Annotated in this window: 19 protein-coding genes; 7 read left to right on the plus strand and 12 right to left on the minus strand. The window is 66.7% G+C overall.

Annotated elements, in window-relative coordinates; genetic code table 11:
• The first annotated feature begins 53 nt into the window (after positions 1-53).
• Both NP825_RS12655 and NP825_RS23565 read left to right on the plus strand, forming a co-directional pair.
• Positions 54-1568 carry a hypothetical protein gene (locus NP825_RS12655; protein ID WP_257543948.1) on the plus strand — a complete coding sequence of 505 codons (1515 nt, stop codon included), beginning with the start codon at positions 54-56 and terminating at the stop codon, positions 1566-1568.
• A gap of 130 nt (positions 1569-1698) precedes the next feature.
• The gene (locus NP825_RS23565; RefSeq protein WP_306996785.1) at positions 1699-2670 is read left to right on the plus strand and encodes a hypothetical protein; all 972 of its coding nucleotides are present in this window, start codon (positions 1699-1701) and stop codon (positions 2668-2670) included.
• A gap of 104 nt (positions 2671-2774) precedes the next feature.
• Here NP825_RS23565 and rplL read toward each other — a convergent pair whose 3' ends face one another.
• Positions 2775-3152, minus strand: a complete 378-nt coding sequence (gene rplL / locus NP825_RS12665; RefSeq protein ID WP_257543950.1) for a 50S ribosomal protein L7/L12 — start codon at positions 3150-3152, stop codon at positions 2775-2777.
• A 56-nt stretch (positions 3153-3208) separates the two neighbouring features.
• On the minus strand, positions 3209-3724 hold the full coding sequence (gene rplJ / locus NP825_RS12670; protein WP_257543952.1) for a 50S ribosomal protein L10: 516 nt from the start codon (positions 3722-3724) through the stop codon (positions 3209-3211).
• 473 nt (positions 3725-4197) lie between these two features.
• Here rplJ and NP825_RS12675 point away from each other — a divergent pair, with 473 nt between their 5' ends.
• Both NP825_RS12675 and NP825_RS12680 read left to right on the plus strand, forming a co-directional pair.
• Positions 4198-4764, plus strand: coding sequence for a PadR family transcriptional regulator (locus NP825_RS12675; protein ID WP_374046566.1), 567 nt, complete (start codon positions 4198-4200; stop codon positions 4762-4764).
• Complete coding sequence (locus tag NP825_RS12680; RefSeq protein WP_257543954.1) at positions 4764-5081, plus strand: DUF2218 domain-containing protein; 318 nt, start codon at positions 4764-4766, stop codon at positions 5079-5081. Before NP825_RS12675 ends, NP825_RS12680 begins: the two co-directional genes overlap by 1 nt.
• A gap of 1 nt (position 5082) precedes the next feature.
• Here NP825_RS12680 and NP825_RS12685 read toward each other — a convergent pair whose 3' ends face one another.
• The 3 genes from NP825_RS12685 to NP825_RS12695 form a co-directional block, all read right to left on the minus strand.
• On the minus strand, positions 5083-7881 hold the full coding sequence (locus NP825_RS12685) for a DUF3857 domain-containing protein (RefSeq protein WP_257543956.1): 2799 nt from the start codon (positions 7879-7881) through the stop codon (positions 5083-5085).
• Positions 7882-7975: 94 nt separating this feature from the next.
• The gene (locus NP825_RS12690; protein ID WP_257543958.1) at positions 7976-9373 is read right to left on the minus strand and encodes an amino acid permease; all 1398 of its coding nucleotides are present in this window, start codon (positions 9371-9373) and stop codon (positions 7976-7978) included.
• Positions 9374-9680: 307 nt separating this feature from the next.
• Entirely contained in the window at positions 9681-10034 is a 354-nt protein-coding gene (locus NP825_RS12695) for a 4a-hydroxytetrahydrobiopterin dehydratase (RefSeq protein ID WP_374046491.1), read from the minus strand.
• On the opposite strand from NP825_RS12695, the gene NP825_RS12700 reads away from it, so the two are divergent.
• From NP825_RS12700 to NP825_RS12710, 3 genes are read left to right on the plus strand one after another with little or no spacing between them, the layout of a single operon-like run.
• A complete protein-coding gene (locus NP825_RS12700) occupies positions 10020-10451 on the plus strand; it encodes a metallopeptidase family protein (RefSeq protein ID WP_257543960.1) in 432 nt (143 codons plus the stop codon). The two genes, NP825_RS12695 and NP825_RS12700, sit on opposite strands and share 15 nt — an antisense overlap.
• Complete coding sequence (gene ccmA / locus NP825_RS12705) at positions 10448-11032, plus strand: heme ABC exporter ATP-binding protein CcmA (RefSeq protein ID WP_257543962.1); 585 nt, start codon at positions 10448-10450, stop codon at positions 11030-11032. The genes NP825_RS12700 and ccmA overlap by 4 nt, the downstream gene beginning before the upstream one ends.
• Positions 11029-11676, plus strand: a complete 648-nt coding sequence (locus NP825_RS12710; protein WP_257543964.1) for a heme exporter protein CcmB — start codon at positions 11029-11031, stop codon at positions 11674-11676. The genes ccmA and NP825_RS12710 overlap by 4 nt, the downstream gene beginning before the upstream one ends.
• A gap of 16 nt (positions 11677-11692) precedes the next feature.
• Here NP825_RS12710 and NP825_RS12715 read toward each other — a convergent pair whose 3' ends face one another.
• From NP825_RS12715 to NP825_RS12745, 7 genes are all read right to left on the minus strand, one after another.
• A complete protein-coding gene (locus NP825_RS12715) occupies positions 11693-11923 on the minus strand; it encodes a hypothetical protein (RefSeq protein ID WP_257543966.1) in 231 nt (76 codons plus the stop codon).
• A gap of 26 nt (positions 11924-11949) precedes the next feature.
• Positions 11950-12921, minus strand: a complete 972-nt coding sequence (locus NP825_RS12720; protein ID WP_257543969.1) for an alpha/beta hydrolase — start codon at positions 12919-12921, stop codon at positions 11950-11952.
• The gene (locus NP825_RS12725; RefSeq protein WP_257543971.1) at positions 12918-13130 is read right to left on the minus strand and encodes a toxin-antitoxin system HicB family antitoxin; all 213 of its coding nucleotides are present in this window, start codon (positions 13128-13130) and stop codon (positions 12918-12920) included. The genes NP825_RS12720 and NP825_RS12725 overlap by 4 nt, the downstream gene beginning before the upstream one ends.
• A 10-nt stretch (positions 13131-13140) precedes the next feature.
• On the minus strand, positions 13141-14043 hold the full coding sequence (locus NP825_RS12730; RefSeq protein WP_257543973.1) for an SPFH domain-containing protein: 903 nt from the start codon (positions 14041-14043) through the stop codon (positions 13141-13143).
• 392 nt (positions 14044-14435) lie between these two features.
• Positions 14436-15107 carry a hypothetical protein gene (locus NP825_RS12735; protein WP_257543975.1) on the minus strand — a complete coding sequence of 224 codons (672 nt, stop codon included), beginning with the start codon at positions 15105-15107 and terminating at the stop codon, positions 14436-14438.
• Between the two features lie 31 nt (positions 15108-15138).
• On the minus strand, positions 15139-17238 hold the full coding sequence (locus NP825_RS12740; RefSeq protein WP_257543977.1) for a M3 family metallopeptidase: 2100 nt from the start codon (positions 17236-17238) through the stop codon (positions 15139-15141).
• Positions 17239-17462: 224 nt separating this feature from the next.
• Positions 17463-18332, minus strand: a complete 870-nt coding sequence (locus tag NP825_RS12745) for an SMP-30/gluconolactonase/LRE family protein (RefSeq protein ID WP_257543979.1) — start codon at positions 18330-18332, stop codon at positions 17463-17465.
• Positions 18333-18357 lie beyond the last annotated feature (25 nt).

Below are 18357 nucleotides of genomic sequence, written 5' to 3' on the forward strand. Positions count from 1 at the left end.
CATCTTCGCGCGCTAGGCGTCCTGCATCTCCCCCTTCCCAGGACGCACCCGCCATGTTGTTCGCCGCCGACGCCTTCGACGATCGTCGCCCGCCCCCCGTCGACCCTGCCCTCGCCGCCCGGCTCGCCGACACGCTTGCGAGCGGCGGCGATCGGCGCATCCGGCCCGGCGCGGACGGCCGCAACCTCTATCATGCCACGGTGCTGCCGACCGACGCGCTCGCTTATGGCTCGTCGACGATCAGCAGTCTATCGGAGCATGGTTTCAACGCGCTGCTCGATCACTGGCGCGACCGGCTCGACCGGCCGATGACGGCGGACGCCTATGCCGAGGCGCTGGCGATGCTGCGCTCGCGGCTGGCGGATCATTTCGGCCTGACCGATACCGCGATCGTCTTTGCTGCATCGGGAACCGACCTCGAATATGTCGGCCTGGCCGCCGCATACGACGGCCGGCCAGTTACCGCCGTGCTGCTCGGCCGCGACGAGGTCGGCAGCGGCTGCGTGCACAGCGCCGCGGGCCGCTTCTTCGCCGACGAAACCGCGATCGGCGCGGGCGTCGTGGCGCGAACCCCGATCGATCCCGCCTTCGCGGACACCGAACTCGTCGATGTCGCGGTGCGCGACGCGGCGGGGCGTCCGCGCGCATCGGCAGCGGTCGCCGCCGAACTTGCCCTGCACATCGAGCGCGCCGCCGCGCAGGGCCGCCGCGCGGTCGTCCATGTCGTCCACGGATCGAAATCCGGACTGACGCTGCCCGCCATCGCCGACGTCGAGCGACTGGCCGCGACGCACAGCGACGCCGCACTCTTCGTCGTCGATGCCTGTCAGCTTCGCATGGCGCCAGGTGCCGTGCGCCGCTACCTCGCGCTCGGCTGCGTCGTGCTGATGACCGGGTCGAAATTCGTCGGCGGTCCGCCGTTCAGCGGCATCGCGCTGGTTCCGGGCGCGGTCCGCGACCGGGTCCGCCCGCTGCCCGGCGGCTATCGCCGCCTCGCGGCGCGCGCCGAATGGCCGGCGGACTGGCCCGGCGCGGATGGGCTGATCGCATCCGGCAATTTCGGGCTGCTGCTACGCTTGCAAGCCGCGATGATCGAGATGGAGCGCTTTGCCGCGCTTCCGGGCGAACGGGTTGCGCATGTGATTGCACGCTTCAGCCATCATGTTCTGCGGCTGGTCAAGCGGCTCGAACTCGCCGAAGTCCCCGGCGCGGGAACGAGCTGCCTCGCGACCGAAACGCTGCGCACGCTCGACCTGTCGGCGCGCTGGCCGGGCTGCGACTTCGACGCGGCGCGGGCCATGCACGGGCTCATCGCGCGGCAATCGCGCCAGTGGCTGGGGCGCGAGATTCGCCTGGGCCAGCCGGTTCGGACGCACCAGATGTCCGACGGGCGCCCCGCGGGAACGCTGCGCCTCGCGCTCTCGATGCCGCTGATCGCGGACCTCGCGGCGCTTCCCGTCCCGGCGCTCGACGCGCGGCTCGATCGCGACATGGCGCTCGTCGGCGCGGCGATATCGGCGGCCGCCTCGATTGCGCTGGCGGGCCCCCGCCCCGCTCTCGCTGGCTGACCGCGAAGACGGTTTTCGAACGCGACGGATGGAACGGATTCCTCGTTCCGTCCCCGGTCGCGCACGACTTGCCCCGGAAACCGACGGTTTTCGGCAGCGCTTTTCGCGCGCCATTCGTTTGTCCGTCACTATGAAGAAGACTATCGCCCTCTCCCGCCCCGCCTTGAGCGCGATTGCCGCGTTCGTGGCTCTCTCCACCCCCGCTGCCTTCGCGCAGGAAATGCCGACGGTGACGATGACTCCGCCGGTCGCGCCGACAACGGTCCCGGCGCCGACGATCACTGCGCCGCCGACTGCCGAAACGGTCGCCCCGCAGCCGGTCATTCGCGTCCCCCTCGACATCGCACCGGCCGAACCCGCGCCCAAGGCTGCCGCGCCGAAGACATCGGCTCCCGCGCAGTCGAAGCGTGCCGCCGAAAAGCCCCGTCCTGCGGCCCCCACTCCCGCCGCGCCGCGCGAAGCCGTCGCACCCGTCACGCCTGCCCCCGCGCTGGCGATCGATGAGGCTGCACCGATCGCGGCACCGATCGAACCTGTTGCAGAAGCTGCTCCCGCTCCCGCGCCGGTCGAACGCGCCGCCGCCAGCGACAGCAATCTTCCTTGGGAAATCGCGGGCGGTGCCGCCGCGCTACTTCTGATCGGCGGCGCCGGTCTCGCCTTCGCTCGTCGTCGTCGCGCGTCGAACGAGGTCTGGGAGTTCGACGAAGCCCCCGCCGATGCCGAATGGGTTCCGGGCGCGGCCACGGTCGCAACCGAACCGGAGTCCAAGCCGGTGATCGCACCGCAGACCTCCCCAACCTTCGCGGCGGCGCCGAGTGGCAGCATGGGCCGCCACGAAGCGATGGCGATGGCGGGCCCGACGCCCGACAATCCCTTCGCCACGCTACAGAAGCGCCTCGCCCGCGCCCGCTTTCTCGACCGGCAGGAACGCGCCGAATATGAAGCGACGCTCGCGGCCCAGAAGGACATGCGCCGCAAGCCGGTGAGCGCTTGGGAAATCGCGCAGCGCGAAACCTCGGCCGCCCCTGCCGAGCAGGAGGTCCACCGCCTCGAACCCGGCCGCGCCCGCAAGGATCTGAAGCCCGGCTGGACGCGCAACTGACCGCATCTTTCGCGGCCAAGAAAAAAGGGCGGTGCCTCGCGGCGCCGCCCTTTTTCTTTTCGTCGGAATGGAGCCGGCGATCCGGCCCCCGCCCGCAAACCGAATTACTTCAGTTCGACGGTCGCGCCGGCGGCGGTCAGCTTGGCCTTCAGCTCTTCGGCTTCGGCCTTGCTCACGCCTTCCTTGACGGCCTTCGGCGCACCTTCGACGAGCGCCTTGGCTTCGCCCAGGCCCAGGCCGGTGATCGCACGGACTTCCTTGATGACGTTGATCTTGTTGCCGCCGTCACCCGTCAGGATAACGTCGAATTCGGTCTGCTCTTCAGCAGCAGCGGCGCCGGCGCCACCAGCGGCCGGAGCGGCAACCGCAACGGCAGCGGCGGCCGAAACGCCCCATTTTTCTTCGAGCAGCTTCGAAAGCTCGGCAGCTTCCAGAACGGTCAGCGCCGACAGGTCTTCAACGATCTTTGCGAGATCAGCCATTTTCATTCTCCATCAGAACCGGGAAAGCCCGGTGAATTGTTACGGTAGGTAAAAGTTTATGCCGCTTCCTTGGCGCCATAGGCACCAAAGACCCGCGCCAGCTGACCAGCCGGGGCTGCCGCGATCTGGGCAACCTTGGTGGCCGGAGCCTGGAGCAGACCGACAAGCTTGCCACGCAGTTCGTCGAGCGACGGCAGCGATGCAAGCGCCTTCACGCCTTCCACGTCGAGGATCACATCCCCCATGCCGCCACCAACGATTTCAAGCTTGTCGTTGGTCTTGGCAAATTCCACCACGATCTTCGCGGCCGCGACCGGATCGGTCGAAGCGGCGATTGCCGTGGGGCCGGCCAGCAGATCGCCGATACCGGTGTAGGAGGTGCCATCGAGCGCGATCTTGGCCAGGCGGTTCTTCGCGACCTTGAAGCTCGCGCCCGCGTCACGCATCTGCTGGCGAAGCACCGTCGACTGGGCGACGGTGAGGCCGAGGTTGCGAACAATCACAACCGAGGCGGCATTCGACAGCGTAGCGTTCAGCGAGGATACGGCTTCGGCCTTTTCAGCACGATCCATGCCTGTTTCTCCACTCATGCCCGAACGCACGCGGAAACGTGCGACCGGGCCGCTAATACACGCAAAGGCCATGCGGGACGAATCCCGCCTGTTCTTTACGCAACGATGTCCGATGGGGTCGGTCAAGCCGCGTCACCTGCATAGCAGGCGGGCGACCGATAAAAGACTGTCCCCGTCTCGGTTGGACATTAAGAAGGGCAAATTCCCTTCACCAACTGTCTCGGACGGAATTGCCGCAAGCGGACCCGCGACAACACGGGGGCGCTCATAGCGGCTATGGGGTGGAAGTCAAGGATAGCGGCGGATGTGGGCGAAAGTGTCGCGCAATGTGCGGAAAGCCTCTTGCAAAGTCTGTTTCAAGATATATCTTAGACACATCGAATCGCACGAAGGAGTTTAGAATGCGACACGAAATGAACCGGCACGGCTGCGACAAGCGCCATGCCATGCACCGCGCGATGATGCGCGAGACGATGCGCCGCGCCATGCACCGGGGCGGACGCGGCTTCGGCCATGGCGGCGGTTTCGGCCGCGGCTTCGGCGGACGCCACGGGCATGACGACGATGGCCGCGGGCGGCGCCGGCGGATGTTCGATAGCGGCGAGCTACGGCTCGTGCTGCTGAAACTGATCGCCGACGAACCGCGTCACGGATACGACCTGATCCGCCAGATCGAGGAGCTGACCGGCGGTGCCTATGCGCCGAGCCCGGGGGTCATCTATCCCACCCTCACCCTGCTGGGCGACATGGGGCTGATCGAGACGGCCGACAGCGACGGCGCGAAGAAATTGTTCGCCGCCACCGACGCCGGCCGGGCCGAGCTCGACACCAACGCCGATGCCGTCGCGGCGCTGATCACCCGCCTGACCGAAGTCGGCGAAGAGCGCCAGCGCACCGACAGCGCCTCGGTCCGCCGCGCGATGGGCAATCTGCGCACGGTGCTGATGAACCGGCTCGGCGACCGCGACCTCGAGGAAGCGACGCTGCACGACATCGTCGCGCTGATCGACGAGGCCGCGCAAAAGATCGAGCGGCTGTGATGCATAGCGCAGCCGCCGACGTGCCGACCCCTCACGCGAGCAAATATCTGCAGCAGCTCTGCAAGCATTGGCAGCACAATCTCGCGGTCGTCTTCACCCCCGAGCACGGCACCGTGACCTTCCCCAGGGATGCGCGCGGCGCCGACTGGGCGGCCGATGCGCTGGTGACGTTCGATGCCGGACCCGACGCGCTGTCGGTCCGCATCGACGCCAGCAGCGACGCGCATCTGGAGGCGATGCAGGAGGTGGTCGCGCGCCACCTCGACCGCTTCGCGTTTCGCGAAGCGCCGCTGGCGTTCGACTGGCAGCGGGGGTGAGCTAAGGCTTCAGCCCGAAGCGGGCATAGTCGCGCTCGGTCGACGGCGACATCTGGCGCGCGATGGCGAGATCGGTGGCGGCGTCGGCCCCGCGCCCCGTCCGTTTGTAGACGAGCGCGCGCAGAAAGCGGCTCGACCCCATAGCCGGCACCTGCAACAGCGCGGCGTCAAGGTCGCGCAACGCGTCTTCGTCGCGCCCCATACGCATCCACACGAGTGCGCGGCTATCGAGGATCGCGGCGCTGCTGTCGCTGAGCTCCATCGCCGAAGTGCAGTCCTTGAGCGCGGTATCGAGCGCGACGTTGCGCGTCGCCTTGATCCAGCAGCGCTGGTTGAGCATCGCCGGATTGCCGGGCTTGGTCGCGATCAGCGCGTCGAGTTCGTCGATCGCGGCCTGTGCGTCGCCATATTCGCCGACCAGCGCCGCCTTGACCGCGCGATAATCGTCGCGCGTCTTGCCGCCGAGCGCGATCCGGTCGTCGAGCATCTTCGTCGCCGCGGCAACGTCGCCGCGCTCGGCGGTCAGATTCGCAACGGTCGCTATGGCGTCGATCGACGAGGGGTCGAGCTTGCGCGCCGCCTCGGCATCAACGAGCGCGCCGGCGCTGTCGCCCAGTTCGCGCCGCGCCGAAGCGCGCGCCAGATAGGTGTCGACCGAGGGCAGCAGCGCGATCTGCCGCGTCAGCGTCTGAACCGCGCCCTTGTAATCGCCGATTCCCCGCTGAAACGAAGCACTGCTGGTCAGCGCGGTGATATTTTCCTCGTCGGCCTCGGCGGCGTTCTTTTTGTATATGGCTTCGATCGCGTCGATCTGCGAGCGCGACGCCGCCTGCGCGAGGTTCCAGCGCCGTGTCGCCGTGTCGGGCGCGACAAGGCGCGGAGTGCGCGCGAGGATCGTCGCCACCTTGTCACGCTGGGCGGCAACCTCCGCCGCCGGAATCTCGATTCCAGACGAGGTCAGCGTTTCGTCGACGGTGACCGTGCCGCCCGCGAGCGTCACCGATCGGTCGACGTCATAACCGGCAAAGCGATCGTCCAGCGGCGCCACCCCGTCGAGCGTATAGCCGCGCCCGCCATCGGGAAGCTTGATCCGGAACCGGTAGCGCGCCCGGTCGGGAGCGGCGGTCACGACCGGAATATCGGCCCACGCGGTGCGGGCGCGGTCGGGCTCGAACGAAATCAGGTCGGGCACGCGCGAAATCCAGCGCTCGGTGCGCAGATCGCGACGTTCCCATCCCGACGCGAACACGCCGCGCGCCTTGATCGTCACGCTGCCGTCGGCGGTGTCGGGAGTGGCGGCCAAGGTGTCATATTGCGCCTCGCCGACATAATGCTGGAGGAATTGCTCGTAGAGCTGGCGCGCTTCCTTCGGCCCGAGCTGCGACCCCGCCAGCGTCAGCAGATTGGCGAGCTGGCCGCGCACGACCATATCGAGATCGATCACCGACGGCAGGTCGATGCTGCTGCTTTCGTCGGCGGCGATCTGAAGGTCGACGGCGGGCCGCGCCGGGGCGTGCAACTCGATCTTCACCGGATCCGCGCCCCCGGCGCGAACGGGCAGCACATAGCCGAGCGCGGGAGTATCGCGAATGTCGGCAAGCCGGGTGCCGAGCATCGTTCCGTCGAGCCACAGGCTGTCGCCGCCGATCGTCGCGCGCACCAGAACATGGTTGAAGGCGAGCGCACTCGGCACGCGCGACGGCACCATGTCGCCGAGCGACGCGTGCGCCATTACCGGTTCGGCCTCGATCTTCATCGCGCGCAACATCGCCAGCAGCAGCAGCGTCTTTGCCTTGCAGTCGCCATAGCGCACGTTCCACGTCTTGGCCGGCGGCTGCGGCACATAGTTGCCGCCGTCCATCCCGACCGCGAGATAGCGGACCTTGTCCTGCACCAGTTGCAGCGCCATCGCCGCGCGCTTCAGCGGATCGTCGGTCGCCGCCATGATCGCGGCGACCTCGTCCGCGAGCGGGCTGCCGTCCGCAATCGTCCCCTCGGTCGCATAGAGCGGCGCCATCACCTTCGACACATCGGCCCAGCTCGTGAAGGTCGACGCCTCGATGATCGGCAGGCGCTGATAACGGACCGGCGCGTCGTCGGGCACTTCGGCCGGCTTGGGCAGCGGCAGCGCGACCGGCAGTTCCATGAAATCGCCGCTGCGCCGCGCCTTGGGTTCGGCGCCGCCCGCAAGAATTTTCCACCGCGCCGCTTCATCGGCGCGCCACGACAGCTTGTAACCCGCCTGTGCGACCCGCGCCGGCTCGGCAATCAGCGGCAGCATCGCCTGCGCCCGCCCTCCGAGCGCACCGTCCTTGACCGTCGTCGACATGCGCAGCCGCAGAATGTCGCCGGCGCGCAGCCCCTCAACCGGCAGCGTCGCCGACAGGATGCCGGTCAACTCGCGCTGTTCGAGCGATTGCTCGCGGCGCAGCACGGTAAATTTCTGCCCGCCGGCGAGCGCGTCGATCTCCGCCCCGTCGCGCAGGATCACGAGCTGGTGAATGATCAGGTCGCCCTTGTCGGGCGCCCAAGCCACGGTGATATTGCTATATTGCGACAGCTCCTCCGGGGTGCTGAGCTTGATCGCGGTGTCGGCGTAATTCCACACCGTCGCGCCGTCGATCCGCTGCTGAAAATCGAGCACCGCGAGCCCGCCGGTTACATTTTGCGGGTCGGCCAGCTTCGCCGGGGTGACCCATGCGGGTGCGGGCTCGTACAGCGGCTGCTCGCCCGCCATCGCCATGTTCGCCGGTGCGACCAGCATCGTCGTCGCCAGCGCAAACCGCCTCCATCGGGTCATCGCCCCATTCCCCCGTCATCGACTGCCCTTCACCCTGCCTGCATGGGCAAGGCGTTCAATGCAACCGCTTTTGCATCCGGAATACGCCCATCGATCAGGCCACGATGGCGTTGCGCCGGGCGTAGAGGAAATAGACGGCGAGCCCCGCGATGTTCCAGACGCCGAACCAGAGCTGCGTCTTCACCGGCAGGCTCAGAAAGAGATAGAAGCAGCCGAGCACTGCGATGATGCCGACCACCCACGGCATCGGCGCGCGAAAGGTGCGCGGCGCTTGCGGAGCGCGACGGCGCATGATCAGCATGCACACCGACACCGCCGTGAAAGCGGCGAGCGTCCCGGCATTGGCGAGCGCCGCGAGTTCGTCGAGCGGAATGAAGCCCGCGAGGATCGCGACGACGATCGCGGTGAAGATGGTGATGCGCACCGGGGTTCCGCGCGCCGACACTTTGGCAAGGCTCGCCGGGAGCAGCCCGTCGCGCGCCATGGTGAAGAAGATGCGGCTCTGCCCGAAGAAGAAGGCGAGGATGACGGTCGGCAGCGCGACGACCGCCGAAATGCCGAGATACTGCGCAGCGCGCGCCTGTCCCAGTTCACGCAGGATCAGCGCCAGCGGCTCGGGACTGTTCGCAAAGCGGCTGTAGGCGATGGCGCCGACCGCCGCGACCGCGACCGCGACATAGATGATGACGCAAGCGACCATCGACCCGACGATCCCGATCTTGAGGTCGCGGTCGGGATTCTTCGTTTCTTCGGCCGCGGTCGCGATCGCATCGAAGCCATAGAAAGCGAAGAAGATGATCGCCGCCGCCGCCATCACCCCGCGCTCGACGCCGTCGGCGCCCATATGCTTGGCAAAGCCATAGGGGCTGAAGGGCTCCAGATTGGCGGCATCGAAGGCGGGAAGCGCCACCGCGACGAACACGACCAGCGCGGCGATCTTCACCAGCACCAGGATCGCGTTCACCGTCGCGCTTTCGCGGGTGCCGAACAGCAGCATCCCCGCGACGACGGCGATGATCGCGATCGCCGGCAAATTGACGATGCCGCCAAGCTCCGGTCCCTGCATCAGCGCCATCGGCACGTCGGCCCAGGCGTGGAGCAACGGCGCGGCATAGCCCGACCAGCCGACCGCGACCGCGCTCACCACCAGCGAATATTCGAGGATCAGGCTCCACCCGACGACCCAGGCGATCAGTTCGCCGATCACCACATAGCTGTATGTATAGGCGCTGCCCGACGCCGGGATCATCGTCGCCATTTCGGCATAAGCGAGCGCCGCGCAGGCGCAGATCAGCCCCGCGATGGCAAAGGACAGGATCACTGCCGGCCCTGCCTTGTCGGCGCCGACGCCGATCAGCGTCAGGATGCCGGTGCCGACGATCGCTCCGACGCCGAGCGCGACGAGGTGCGGCCAGCTCAACGTCCGCGCGAGGCCCGCTCCGTGCGGCTGGTCGGGAACGATCGCCTTGCGGCGCAGCAGGCTGTCGGACATGCGGTGGCTCCCCCTTTTCCTGATGCTGCTTGTAAGGGAGTGGCGCGTCAGCGCAAGATAACAACAAGGCGCTGTGCCGGGTGGGGCGGATATATAAGTTCACGCGGAGACGCGGAGGCGCGGAGAAGAAAGAGAAATATTTCGCGCAGAGATCGCAGAGATGATCGTTGCGGCCTGCGATCATGCGCTTCCCTTCCGCCTTCAAGGGGCGGCTACGCCGCCGATATATTCCCTTTCTCTGCGCTCTCTGCGCGAATTTTCTCTTCTCTCTTTCTTCTCCGCGCCTCCGCGTCTCCGCGTGAACCCGTCAAAGCAGCCCCTCGATCGCTTCCGCCAGCTTGGCGTCGCGTTCGGACAATCCGTCCGCGTCGTGCGTCGTCAGCAATATGTCGACGCGGTTGTAGACATTCGACCATTCGGGGTGATGGTCCATCTTCTCTGCGATGATCGCGACGCTCGCCATGAAGCCGAAGGCCTGTGCGAAATCGTCGAATTTGAACTGGCGCGTGATCGCGTCGCGTGACGGCTCGTGCGTCCATTCGGGAAAGCGGGCGAGGAGCGCGTTGCGTTGCGCGTCATCGAGTTTCCGGACCATCTCTCTTCTCCCGCTGGTAAAGGCCGAGCGCTCGCCATAAGGAAGGGCGCGATGAGTGACAACCACGCCCTGTCCACCAATCTACCCGGCGCCTGGACCGCGGCGGCCCCCGACGCCGACGCGATCTTCGCAATGGCCGAGGCAGCGCTCGAAACGCTGCCCGCGGTGTTCCGGCCGCATATCGAGGGGGTGGTAATCGCGGTCGAGGAGTTCGCCGACGACGAAACCCTTGCCTCGCTCGGCATCGAGCATCCCTACGACCTGACCGGCCTCTATGAAGGCCGCCCGCTGACCGAGCGCAGCATCGACCAGAGCGGCGGGATGCCCGACCGCGTGACGCTTTATCGCATCCCCATCCTCGTCGAATGGATCGAGGAGGGCGAGCGGCTCGACGGACTGGTGCGCCATGTGCTGATCCACGAGATCGGCCATCATTTCGGTTTTTCGGACGAGGATATGCACGCGCTCGAGGACATGGCGTGAACGCCTTGTTGCGGCTCGACGGCATCGCGTGCATCCGCGGCGACCGGCTGCTGTTCGAGGGGCTGTCGCTGACGCTGGCCCGCGGCGACGCGCTGTGGCTGCGCGGCCCCAATGGCGCCGGCAAGTCGAGCCTGATCCGCCTCGCCGCCGGGCTGCTCCGCCCCGCCGCAGGCACGGTGACGCACCGCGAGCGCATCGCGCTGATCGACGAGGCGACGGCGCTCGATACCGAACTTCCCCTGCGCCGCGCGCTCGATTTCTGGGCGCGGGTCGATACCGTCGACGGCCATGCGGTGGACCGGGCGGTGGCCGAGATGGCGCTGGCGCCGCTGTCCGACGTGCCGGTGGCGATGCTCTCGACCGGGCAGCGCAAGCGCGCCGCGATGGCGCGCGTGATCGCGAGCGGCGCGCCGATCTGGCTGCTCGACGAGCCCGCGAACGGCATGGACGACGCGGCGCAGGCGCGGCTGGTCGGTGCGATCGCAAGGCATCGCGCGAACGGCGGCGCGGTGCTGCTGGCGTCGCATTTTGCGCTGGGCGTTCCCGACCTTGCCGAACTGGATATGGGGGCGCTGGTATGACCGCGCTCCTCGCCCTCTTCTGGCGCGACCTCAGGCGCGCGTGGGGCAGCGGGGCGCTGTGGCTGCCGGTGGTCTTCTTCCTGCTCGTCGCGACCGCCTTTCCCTTTGCGGTCGGTCCCGATGCGCCCCTGCTCGCGCGGACCGGCGGCGGGATGATCTGGGTCGCGGCGCTGCTCGCGGCACTGCTGCCGATCGACCGCCTGATCCGCCCCGACCGCGAGGCGGGGGTGCTCGATCAGCTTGCCGTGCGCGGCTTCGCCGACGAGGCGATCGCCGCGATCAAGATCGCCGCGCACGCCATCGGTTTCGGTCTGCCGCTACTGATCGCGCTGCTCCCCGCCGCCGCGCTGCTCGCGCAGGATGCGGCGCGGGTCGAAACGCTCGCGACCGGGCTGCTGGTCGCGATCCCCGCCCTCGCCTCGCTCGCGGTGCTGAGCGCGGCGCTGACCGCGAATTTGAAGGGCGGGAGCGCGATCGGCGGGCTGCTGGTGCTGCCGCTCGCGGTGCCGCTGCTGATCTTCGGCGCCGGAATGCTCGACCCGTCGGGGCGCGGGGCGCTCAAGCTGCTCGCGGCGGCGAGCCTGCTACTGACGGGGATCGGGCCGTTCGCGGCAGGCGCGGCGCTGCGAGGGTTGCGGGAATAGCGGCGTTCGCCCGCAGTCAGCCGCCCCCGGTCTTGGCGCGGTAAAGCGGCATCGGTGCAAGGGCCGCCAGAATAACGAAGATCGTCATCATCGCCGGCTTGTCGTGCAGCAGCGCCGAAACTCCGGCGATCAGCGCGACATGCGCCGCCAGCAGCGCCCAACCCTGCCACGCGATCGGCAGGCCGCTGCCATAGCCGCGCTTCTTGGGGCGAAACCAGGGACGTCCATCGAACAGCAGGTGCAGCATGGCTTTCCTTTCGGGGTTTCGGCCCGTCAGCTCCGGGGCCGGACGAAAGCGGCAATCGCCTCGACCACCGCCGGATCGATGGGCAGCGCCGGGTTGGTGTAGGTGGCGATATTGGCCGCCGGACCATCGCCCACGACCTGTTTCAGCGTGTGGCTCATCCCTTCGACCAGCACGAGCCGCGCTTTCGGCTGGGCGGCAGCGAGCGCTTCGGCATCCCGCCGCGACACCTGTTTATCCTCGAGGCCCGAGACGATCAGGACCGGCTTGCCGATCTTCGCGATCAGCAGGGCGGGATCGTAGCGGAAGACGTCGATCAGATAATCCTGGACCGCGGGATTGAACAGTCCTTGCGCCAGCGCCGGGTGCATGGCGGACACGTCGACATGCTCGCCCTTGGCGAGCGCGTCGATCGCGGCATCGGCGTCGGCGGCGATCGGCGCATTGGCGGGGTTCGCCGCAATCTGTTCGTGCATCACGACATTCAGCTTTCGCCCGGCCGTCGAAAGCAGGACGAGGCCGCAGACGTCGGGATCGTTCGCGGCGGCGAGCGCGACGAGCCCGCCCTCGCTATGGCCCGCGACCCAGATGCAGGGCCGGCCGGAGCGCTCCTTGAGCATCTTGACCCAACTCGCGACGTCGGCGGCATAATCGCCGATCGTTACCTTGTTGGGGTCAGCGATCGCGGCCTTGCTGCCGAACATGCCGCGCTTGTCGATGCGCGCGGTCGTAACGCCTTTGGTCGCCAGTGCTTCGGCCAGCAGCCGATAGGTCGATGCCGCGACGCCCAGCGGATTGTTGCCGTCACGGTCGGTCGGCCCCGATCCGGGGATGATCAGCATCACCGGCGCGTCGGGCGCTTCGGCGGTCAGCAGCGTGCCCGCGAGCGGACCGGCCGGACCGGGCGCCTCTATCCCGGCACTTTGCGGGACGGCCGCCACGGAGACGCCGGCCAAAGCGCCGGCCGCCGCGATCGCGACAAAAAGCCTGGCTGTTTTCATGTGTCGTCTCCGCTTTCCGCGCGCGGGCGTCCGCGCTTCGGCTGTTCGCTTGGCTTGAAGCTCACGCCGCGGCGGCCAAGCGCTTCACGCAGCAGGATTTCGATCTCGGCGTTGGCGCTGCGCAGTTCGGCGGCCGCCAGCCGCTCGATCGCGGCGAAGAGCGCCGGATCGAGGCGGAGGGCAAAGGCTTTCTTGGCGGGCGCGGGCATCGCTCGATCCTCAATAGAGCGAGCCGGCGTTGACCACGGGCTGGGTGTCGCGCTCGCCGCACAGGACGACCATCAGGTTCGAGACCATCGCCGCCTTGCGCTCGTCGTCGAGCTCGACGACATTTTTTTCGCTGAGCTGGGTCAGCGCCATCTCGACCATCGTCACCGCGCCCTCGACCAGCTTCTTGCGCGCCGCGATCACCGCCTCGGCCTGCTGGCGGCGCAGCATCGCGCCGGCGATTTCCTGCGCATAGGCCAAATGGGTGAGGCCGCATTCGTCGACGGTGATGCCCGCAACCTCGAGCCGTTCGATCAGCGCCTTCCTGAGTTCGACCCCGACCTCGTCGTGATTGCCGCGCAGCGTGATCTCCTGATGCTCGATATCGTCATAGGGGTAGCGCGAGCCGATCGCGCGCACCGCGGCCTCGATCTGCGCCATGACGAATTCCTTGTAGTCGTCGACGTCGAACAGCGCCTGCGCGGTGTCGGTGACGCGCCACACGACCTGCGCCGCCATCTCGACCGGATTGCCGCGCAGGTCATTGACCTTGATCTTGTCCGAAATGACGTTGTTCGCACGCACCGCGATCTTCTTGCGCGACAGCCAGGGGAGGATCCAGCGCAGCCCGGTCTCGCGGTCGGTGCCCTTATAGGCGCCGAACAACTGGATCGCGGCGGCTTCGTTCGGGTTGATGAGATAGAAGCCGCAAAGGATGAGCGTACCCGCGATTGCGGCGAGAATCACGACCACCCATTTCCAGACGAGCTGAACTTCCGCCGCCCCGTTGCTGATCCCCGCCCACAGCGCAACGCCGAGCAGCGCGAGCCAGATCAACAGCATCAGATAGCCGCTTTGCGTATTGGCGCGCGTCTCGCGACTGCGGTTCAGCGCCGGTGTCCCACTCTCGACCATGTTTCCCTCCGAATCACTCGATATAAAGATGATATCATATTTATATCGTTTTCGAGGACGGTCAATCGGGATTGTGGAGGCGAGTGTCGTGATGACAGCTTAGGAGTGAAAGCGGATGTTCCCCCCATTCGTCATTCCCGCGAAAGCGGGAACCCAGAGCACGCGTCGGCCGACCCCACTCTGGGTTCCCGCTTTCGCGGGAATGACGAAGTGATTGAGATGCGGAGTGTCGCCTTTCGACCGTCAACGGACATCCGCCAGACAAAACAAAGGGGGCGCGGCGGCCCCCTTTGCTCCCCGGTTAACCGTTAACTCCTGGTCTATTCGACCGGAACCCCCGCTTCGCCAGCAAGGCTTTCACGTCGGGATCGCGACCGCGGGGGGCGATCTTGCTATCGTCGTGCGTCGCCCTCGACGGGCTTCTCACCCTCAAGATATTCGATGGCCTTCGCTTTCGGCGATACATGGAGGTTCAGCAACGTGTGCATCAAGACGAGTTGGCCGGCCGAAAAGCCGGCACTGTTGCGCGCTATGACATGGTAGCCGTGCGCGTCGGCGATTTCGAAGAAGACCGTCATGCCGTCGCATACCGGCCTGTCATTGTCGAAGGGTGCGGACGCCAACTGCGCCTTTTCTGCGAGCGCTTGAATTCGAGCCAGGCTGGCCGGAGGCAGAGCGATCCTCGTTTGTTCGGCGAGCGCGGGCGGCATGTCCGCTCTATGGTCGAGCGTCGAGATGAAAGCTTCGCCGCTGCGCCCGTCGCGGGATGAAATCCGAATGATCGTCGCACCATCGAACGAGGGGAGGAAGCTGACGCGAAGGACATAGGCTTGACCGTGACGATCACCCTCACGGGACAGGATGGGTTCACCGGCGGCCTGCAACGGCTTTGCAATCCAGTCCTCGGTGAATTCTCCTTCACCCTCGAATCGATCGAATGCGATATTGCCGAGCGGCAGATAGGTGGCGGCATCCCTCCCTTGTGTCTGATCAAGTGGGGCTTTGTGACGAGCCGTCCAGGCGATACCCGCCACAATTGCGATCAGGGCAGTCAGCGCCAGCAAAACGGCTCTTCGCATGACTGCCCTCTCTGGTCTATTCGGTCGGAAACCCGCGCTTCGCCAGCAAGGCCTTCACGTCGGGATCGCGGCCGCGGAAGGCGCGATAGGCTTCGGCGCGGTCGGTCTCGTTGCCGGTCATCAACAATATGGTACGGAACTTGTCGGCGACGGTGCGGTCCCACGGGCCGCCGGCTTCCTGGAACGCCGCCCAGGTGTCGGCGTCCATCGTCTCCGACCAGAGATAGGAATAATAGCCCGCCGAATAGGCGTCGCTCGAAAACAGGTGCCCGAACTGCGGCAGGCGGTGCCGCATGACGATTTCCTTCGGCATGCCGATTTCGGCCAGTGTATCGCGTTCGAACTTGTCGATGTCGGTCACCGGCACCTCGCGGTCGTGGAGCTTCATGTCAAGGATCGCGCTCGCCAGATATTCGACCGTCTCGAACCCCTGGTTGAACTTGTTCGAGGCGAGAATCTTGTCGACCAGCGCCTGCGGCATCGGCTCGCCCGTCTGATAGTGCGTCGCGAATTTCGACAGCACCTCGGGCGTCATCAGCCAATTCTCGTTCACCTGGCTCGGATATTCGACGAAGTCGCGCGGTACCCCGGCGAGCGCGGGATAATAGACGTGCTGCAGGAAATAATGGATGCCGTGCCCGAATTCGTGGAACAAAGTCGTCGCATCGTCGAGGCTGACGAGCGTCGGTTCGCCCTTCGCGCCCTCGGTGAAATTATTGTTGTTCGATGCGAGCACGTTGCGCTCGCCGCCGAGACCCTGCTCGCTGCGATAGGTCGTCATCCACGCGCCCGAACGTTTGCCGTCGCGCGCGAAATTGTCGAGATAGAGGACGCCGACATTGGCATTCGTCTTGAGGTTATAGACCTCGAACGTCTTCACCTTGGGGTCGAAGACCGGGATCGTCCCGGTGTTTTCGCGGAAGCCGAGGTCGTAGAGCTGCCCCGCCTCCCAGAACATCGCGTCGCGCAGCTTGTCGAGTTGAAGATAAGGCTTCACCTCGCTTTCATCGAGGTCGTATTTCGCCTTGCGGACCTTTTCGGCATAATAGCGATAGTCCCACGGCTCGATCGTCAGCTTCGGACCCTTGCCGGCCTTGGCTTCGGCGTCGGCGATCGCCTGCATGTCGGCGACTTCCTCGTGGACGCGCGCGACCGCGGCGGGCCAGACCTTCATCATCAGGGCCATCGCGTTTTCGGGCGTCTTCGCCATGGTGTCAGCCATGCGGTAGTTCGCATGGGTCGCGAAGCCGAGCAGCACCGCGCGCTCCTGGCGCAGTTTCAGAATATCGGCGATCGTCGCATTGGTGTCGTTGGCGTCGCCATTGTCGCCGCGATTGACGAAGGCGCGCCACACCTTTTCGCGCAGGGCGCGGTTGGTCGCGTTCTGGAGCACCGGCTGCGCCGAGGAGCGGGTGTTCTTGATCGCCCACTGGCCGGGCTTGCCCTGCGCCTCGGCGGCGTCGGCGAGCGAAGCGACGAAGCCCGGCGCGAGGCCGTCGAGTTCGGCCTTGTCGGTGACATAGGTATAGAGCTTTTCGTCGCCGAGCAGCTTCGACGAAAAGGTCGAGAACAGCCCTTCGAGCTTTGCGTTCAGATCGACGAGCTTCGCCTTGTTCGCGGGCGACAGGTTCGCGCCGTCGCGCACCATCTCGTCATAGCTGCGCTCGACGATGCGGATTTGCTGGGCGTTGAGGCCGCTGGTCAGCCTTTTGTCGTAGACCGCCTTGTAGCGCGCGAAGAGCTTCGGATCGAGGAACAGCTCGGTGTAGAATTTGGTGAGTTTCGGGCTCCATTCGGCGTCGATGTCCTCGACGCGGTCGTTCGACTTGTTCGACGTCTGGACGCCCCACAGGGCGAAAACGCGGTCCATTGTCTCGCCCGCGAGCTGCATCGGGACATGGGTATTCTCGAACGTCGGCTCGGCGGGATCGTCGATCACCGCCTGCACCTCGGCCTTCACCTCGGCCATGCCCTTGGCGAAGGCGTCGGGGAAGAGTTCGGGGTCGAGCTTGTCCCACGGCGGCACCCCTTCATAGGGGCCGGTCCAGGGCTGGAGCAGCGGATTGGCGTCGGTGGCGGCGGCGGGCTGGGGAGCGGTCTCGGCGGCGATGGTCATTGGACTATAACCCACAAGCAGGGCGGTCGATGCAAGCAGGACCGACATGGAACGGACAAAAGGCGGCGCGCGGCGCGGCATCATCATATCTCCCCGGAAGACTGGTTTCGAGCGAAACCATATGGGAGAGCCTTAGCGCGAGGGAGGATGAGGGGGCAAGGGTTGGGGAACGGTTTCTCCCATCTGTCACCCCCGCGCAGGCGGGGGTGACGGGGGACGTTGATTCAGCCGCCGAACCCCGGTTGAACCAGCCCCGGTACATCGACGCGGAAGGTGAAGAGGCCGCCCGCGTGCGGTTGTTCCTTGCGTTCCTCGTCGGTCAGAGCCTTGCCCGAGCTCGTCACGAAGGCGGTTTTCATGTCCGCCCCGCCGAGCGCGATCATCGAGGGGCGCTGGACCGGCAATTCGACGGTCTGGAGAAGTTCCCCCGCGGGCGACAGGCGCACGACGCGCCAGCCGTCCCACAGCGCCGACCAGTAGCAACCCTCGGCGTCGACCGTGCCGCCGTCGGGACGCCCGGTGCCCATCTCGAACTGGTGGAACAGCCGCCCTTCGCCGAGCGCGCCGGTTGCGGGATCGGCCGCATAGGCGGTGAGCGCGTGGGTCGGCGTGTCGGCGTGGTAGAAAGTCCGCCCGTCGGGGCTGAATGCCGCGCCGTTGCTGGTCAGCAGCCCGCCCAGCATCACTGTCAGCGACCCGTCGGGGTCGAGGCGATAGAGGGTCGAGGCGGGATTCGTCTTGTCGCTCGTCACGCTGCCGACCCAGAAACGCCCCGCTGCGTCGACGCAGGCGTCGTTGCAGCGCTGCTCGGGGATGTCCGCCAGCATCTGCGGGCCGAAAGGGCGCGGCGGCTCGCCCCAATGGCCGATCAGCGCGCAGCCGTCCTTGAGGCCCGCGATCAGCCCGCCGCCCGCGCGGGGCGCGACACAGCCGACCGGACCATCGAGCTGCATCGTTTCGGTCCCGCCCGTCGCCGGGTCAGTGCGGTGGATGCGGTGCGCGTCGATATCGACCCAATAGAGTCGCGCCTCGGCGGCATGCCAACGCGGCGATTCGCCGAGCAGCGCGCCGGCGTCGAGAAGGAGGTCGACCATCGGCGAGGGCTTAGCGCGGGGCGCA

This window comes from Sphingopyxis sp. DBS4 (genome assembly GCF_024628865.1).
GTDB lineage: Bacteria > Pseudomonadota > Alphaproteobacteria > Sphingomonadales > Sphingomonadaceae > Sphingopyxis.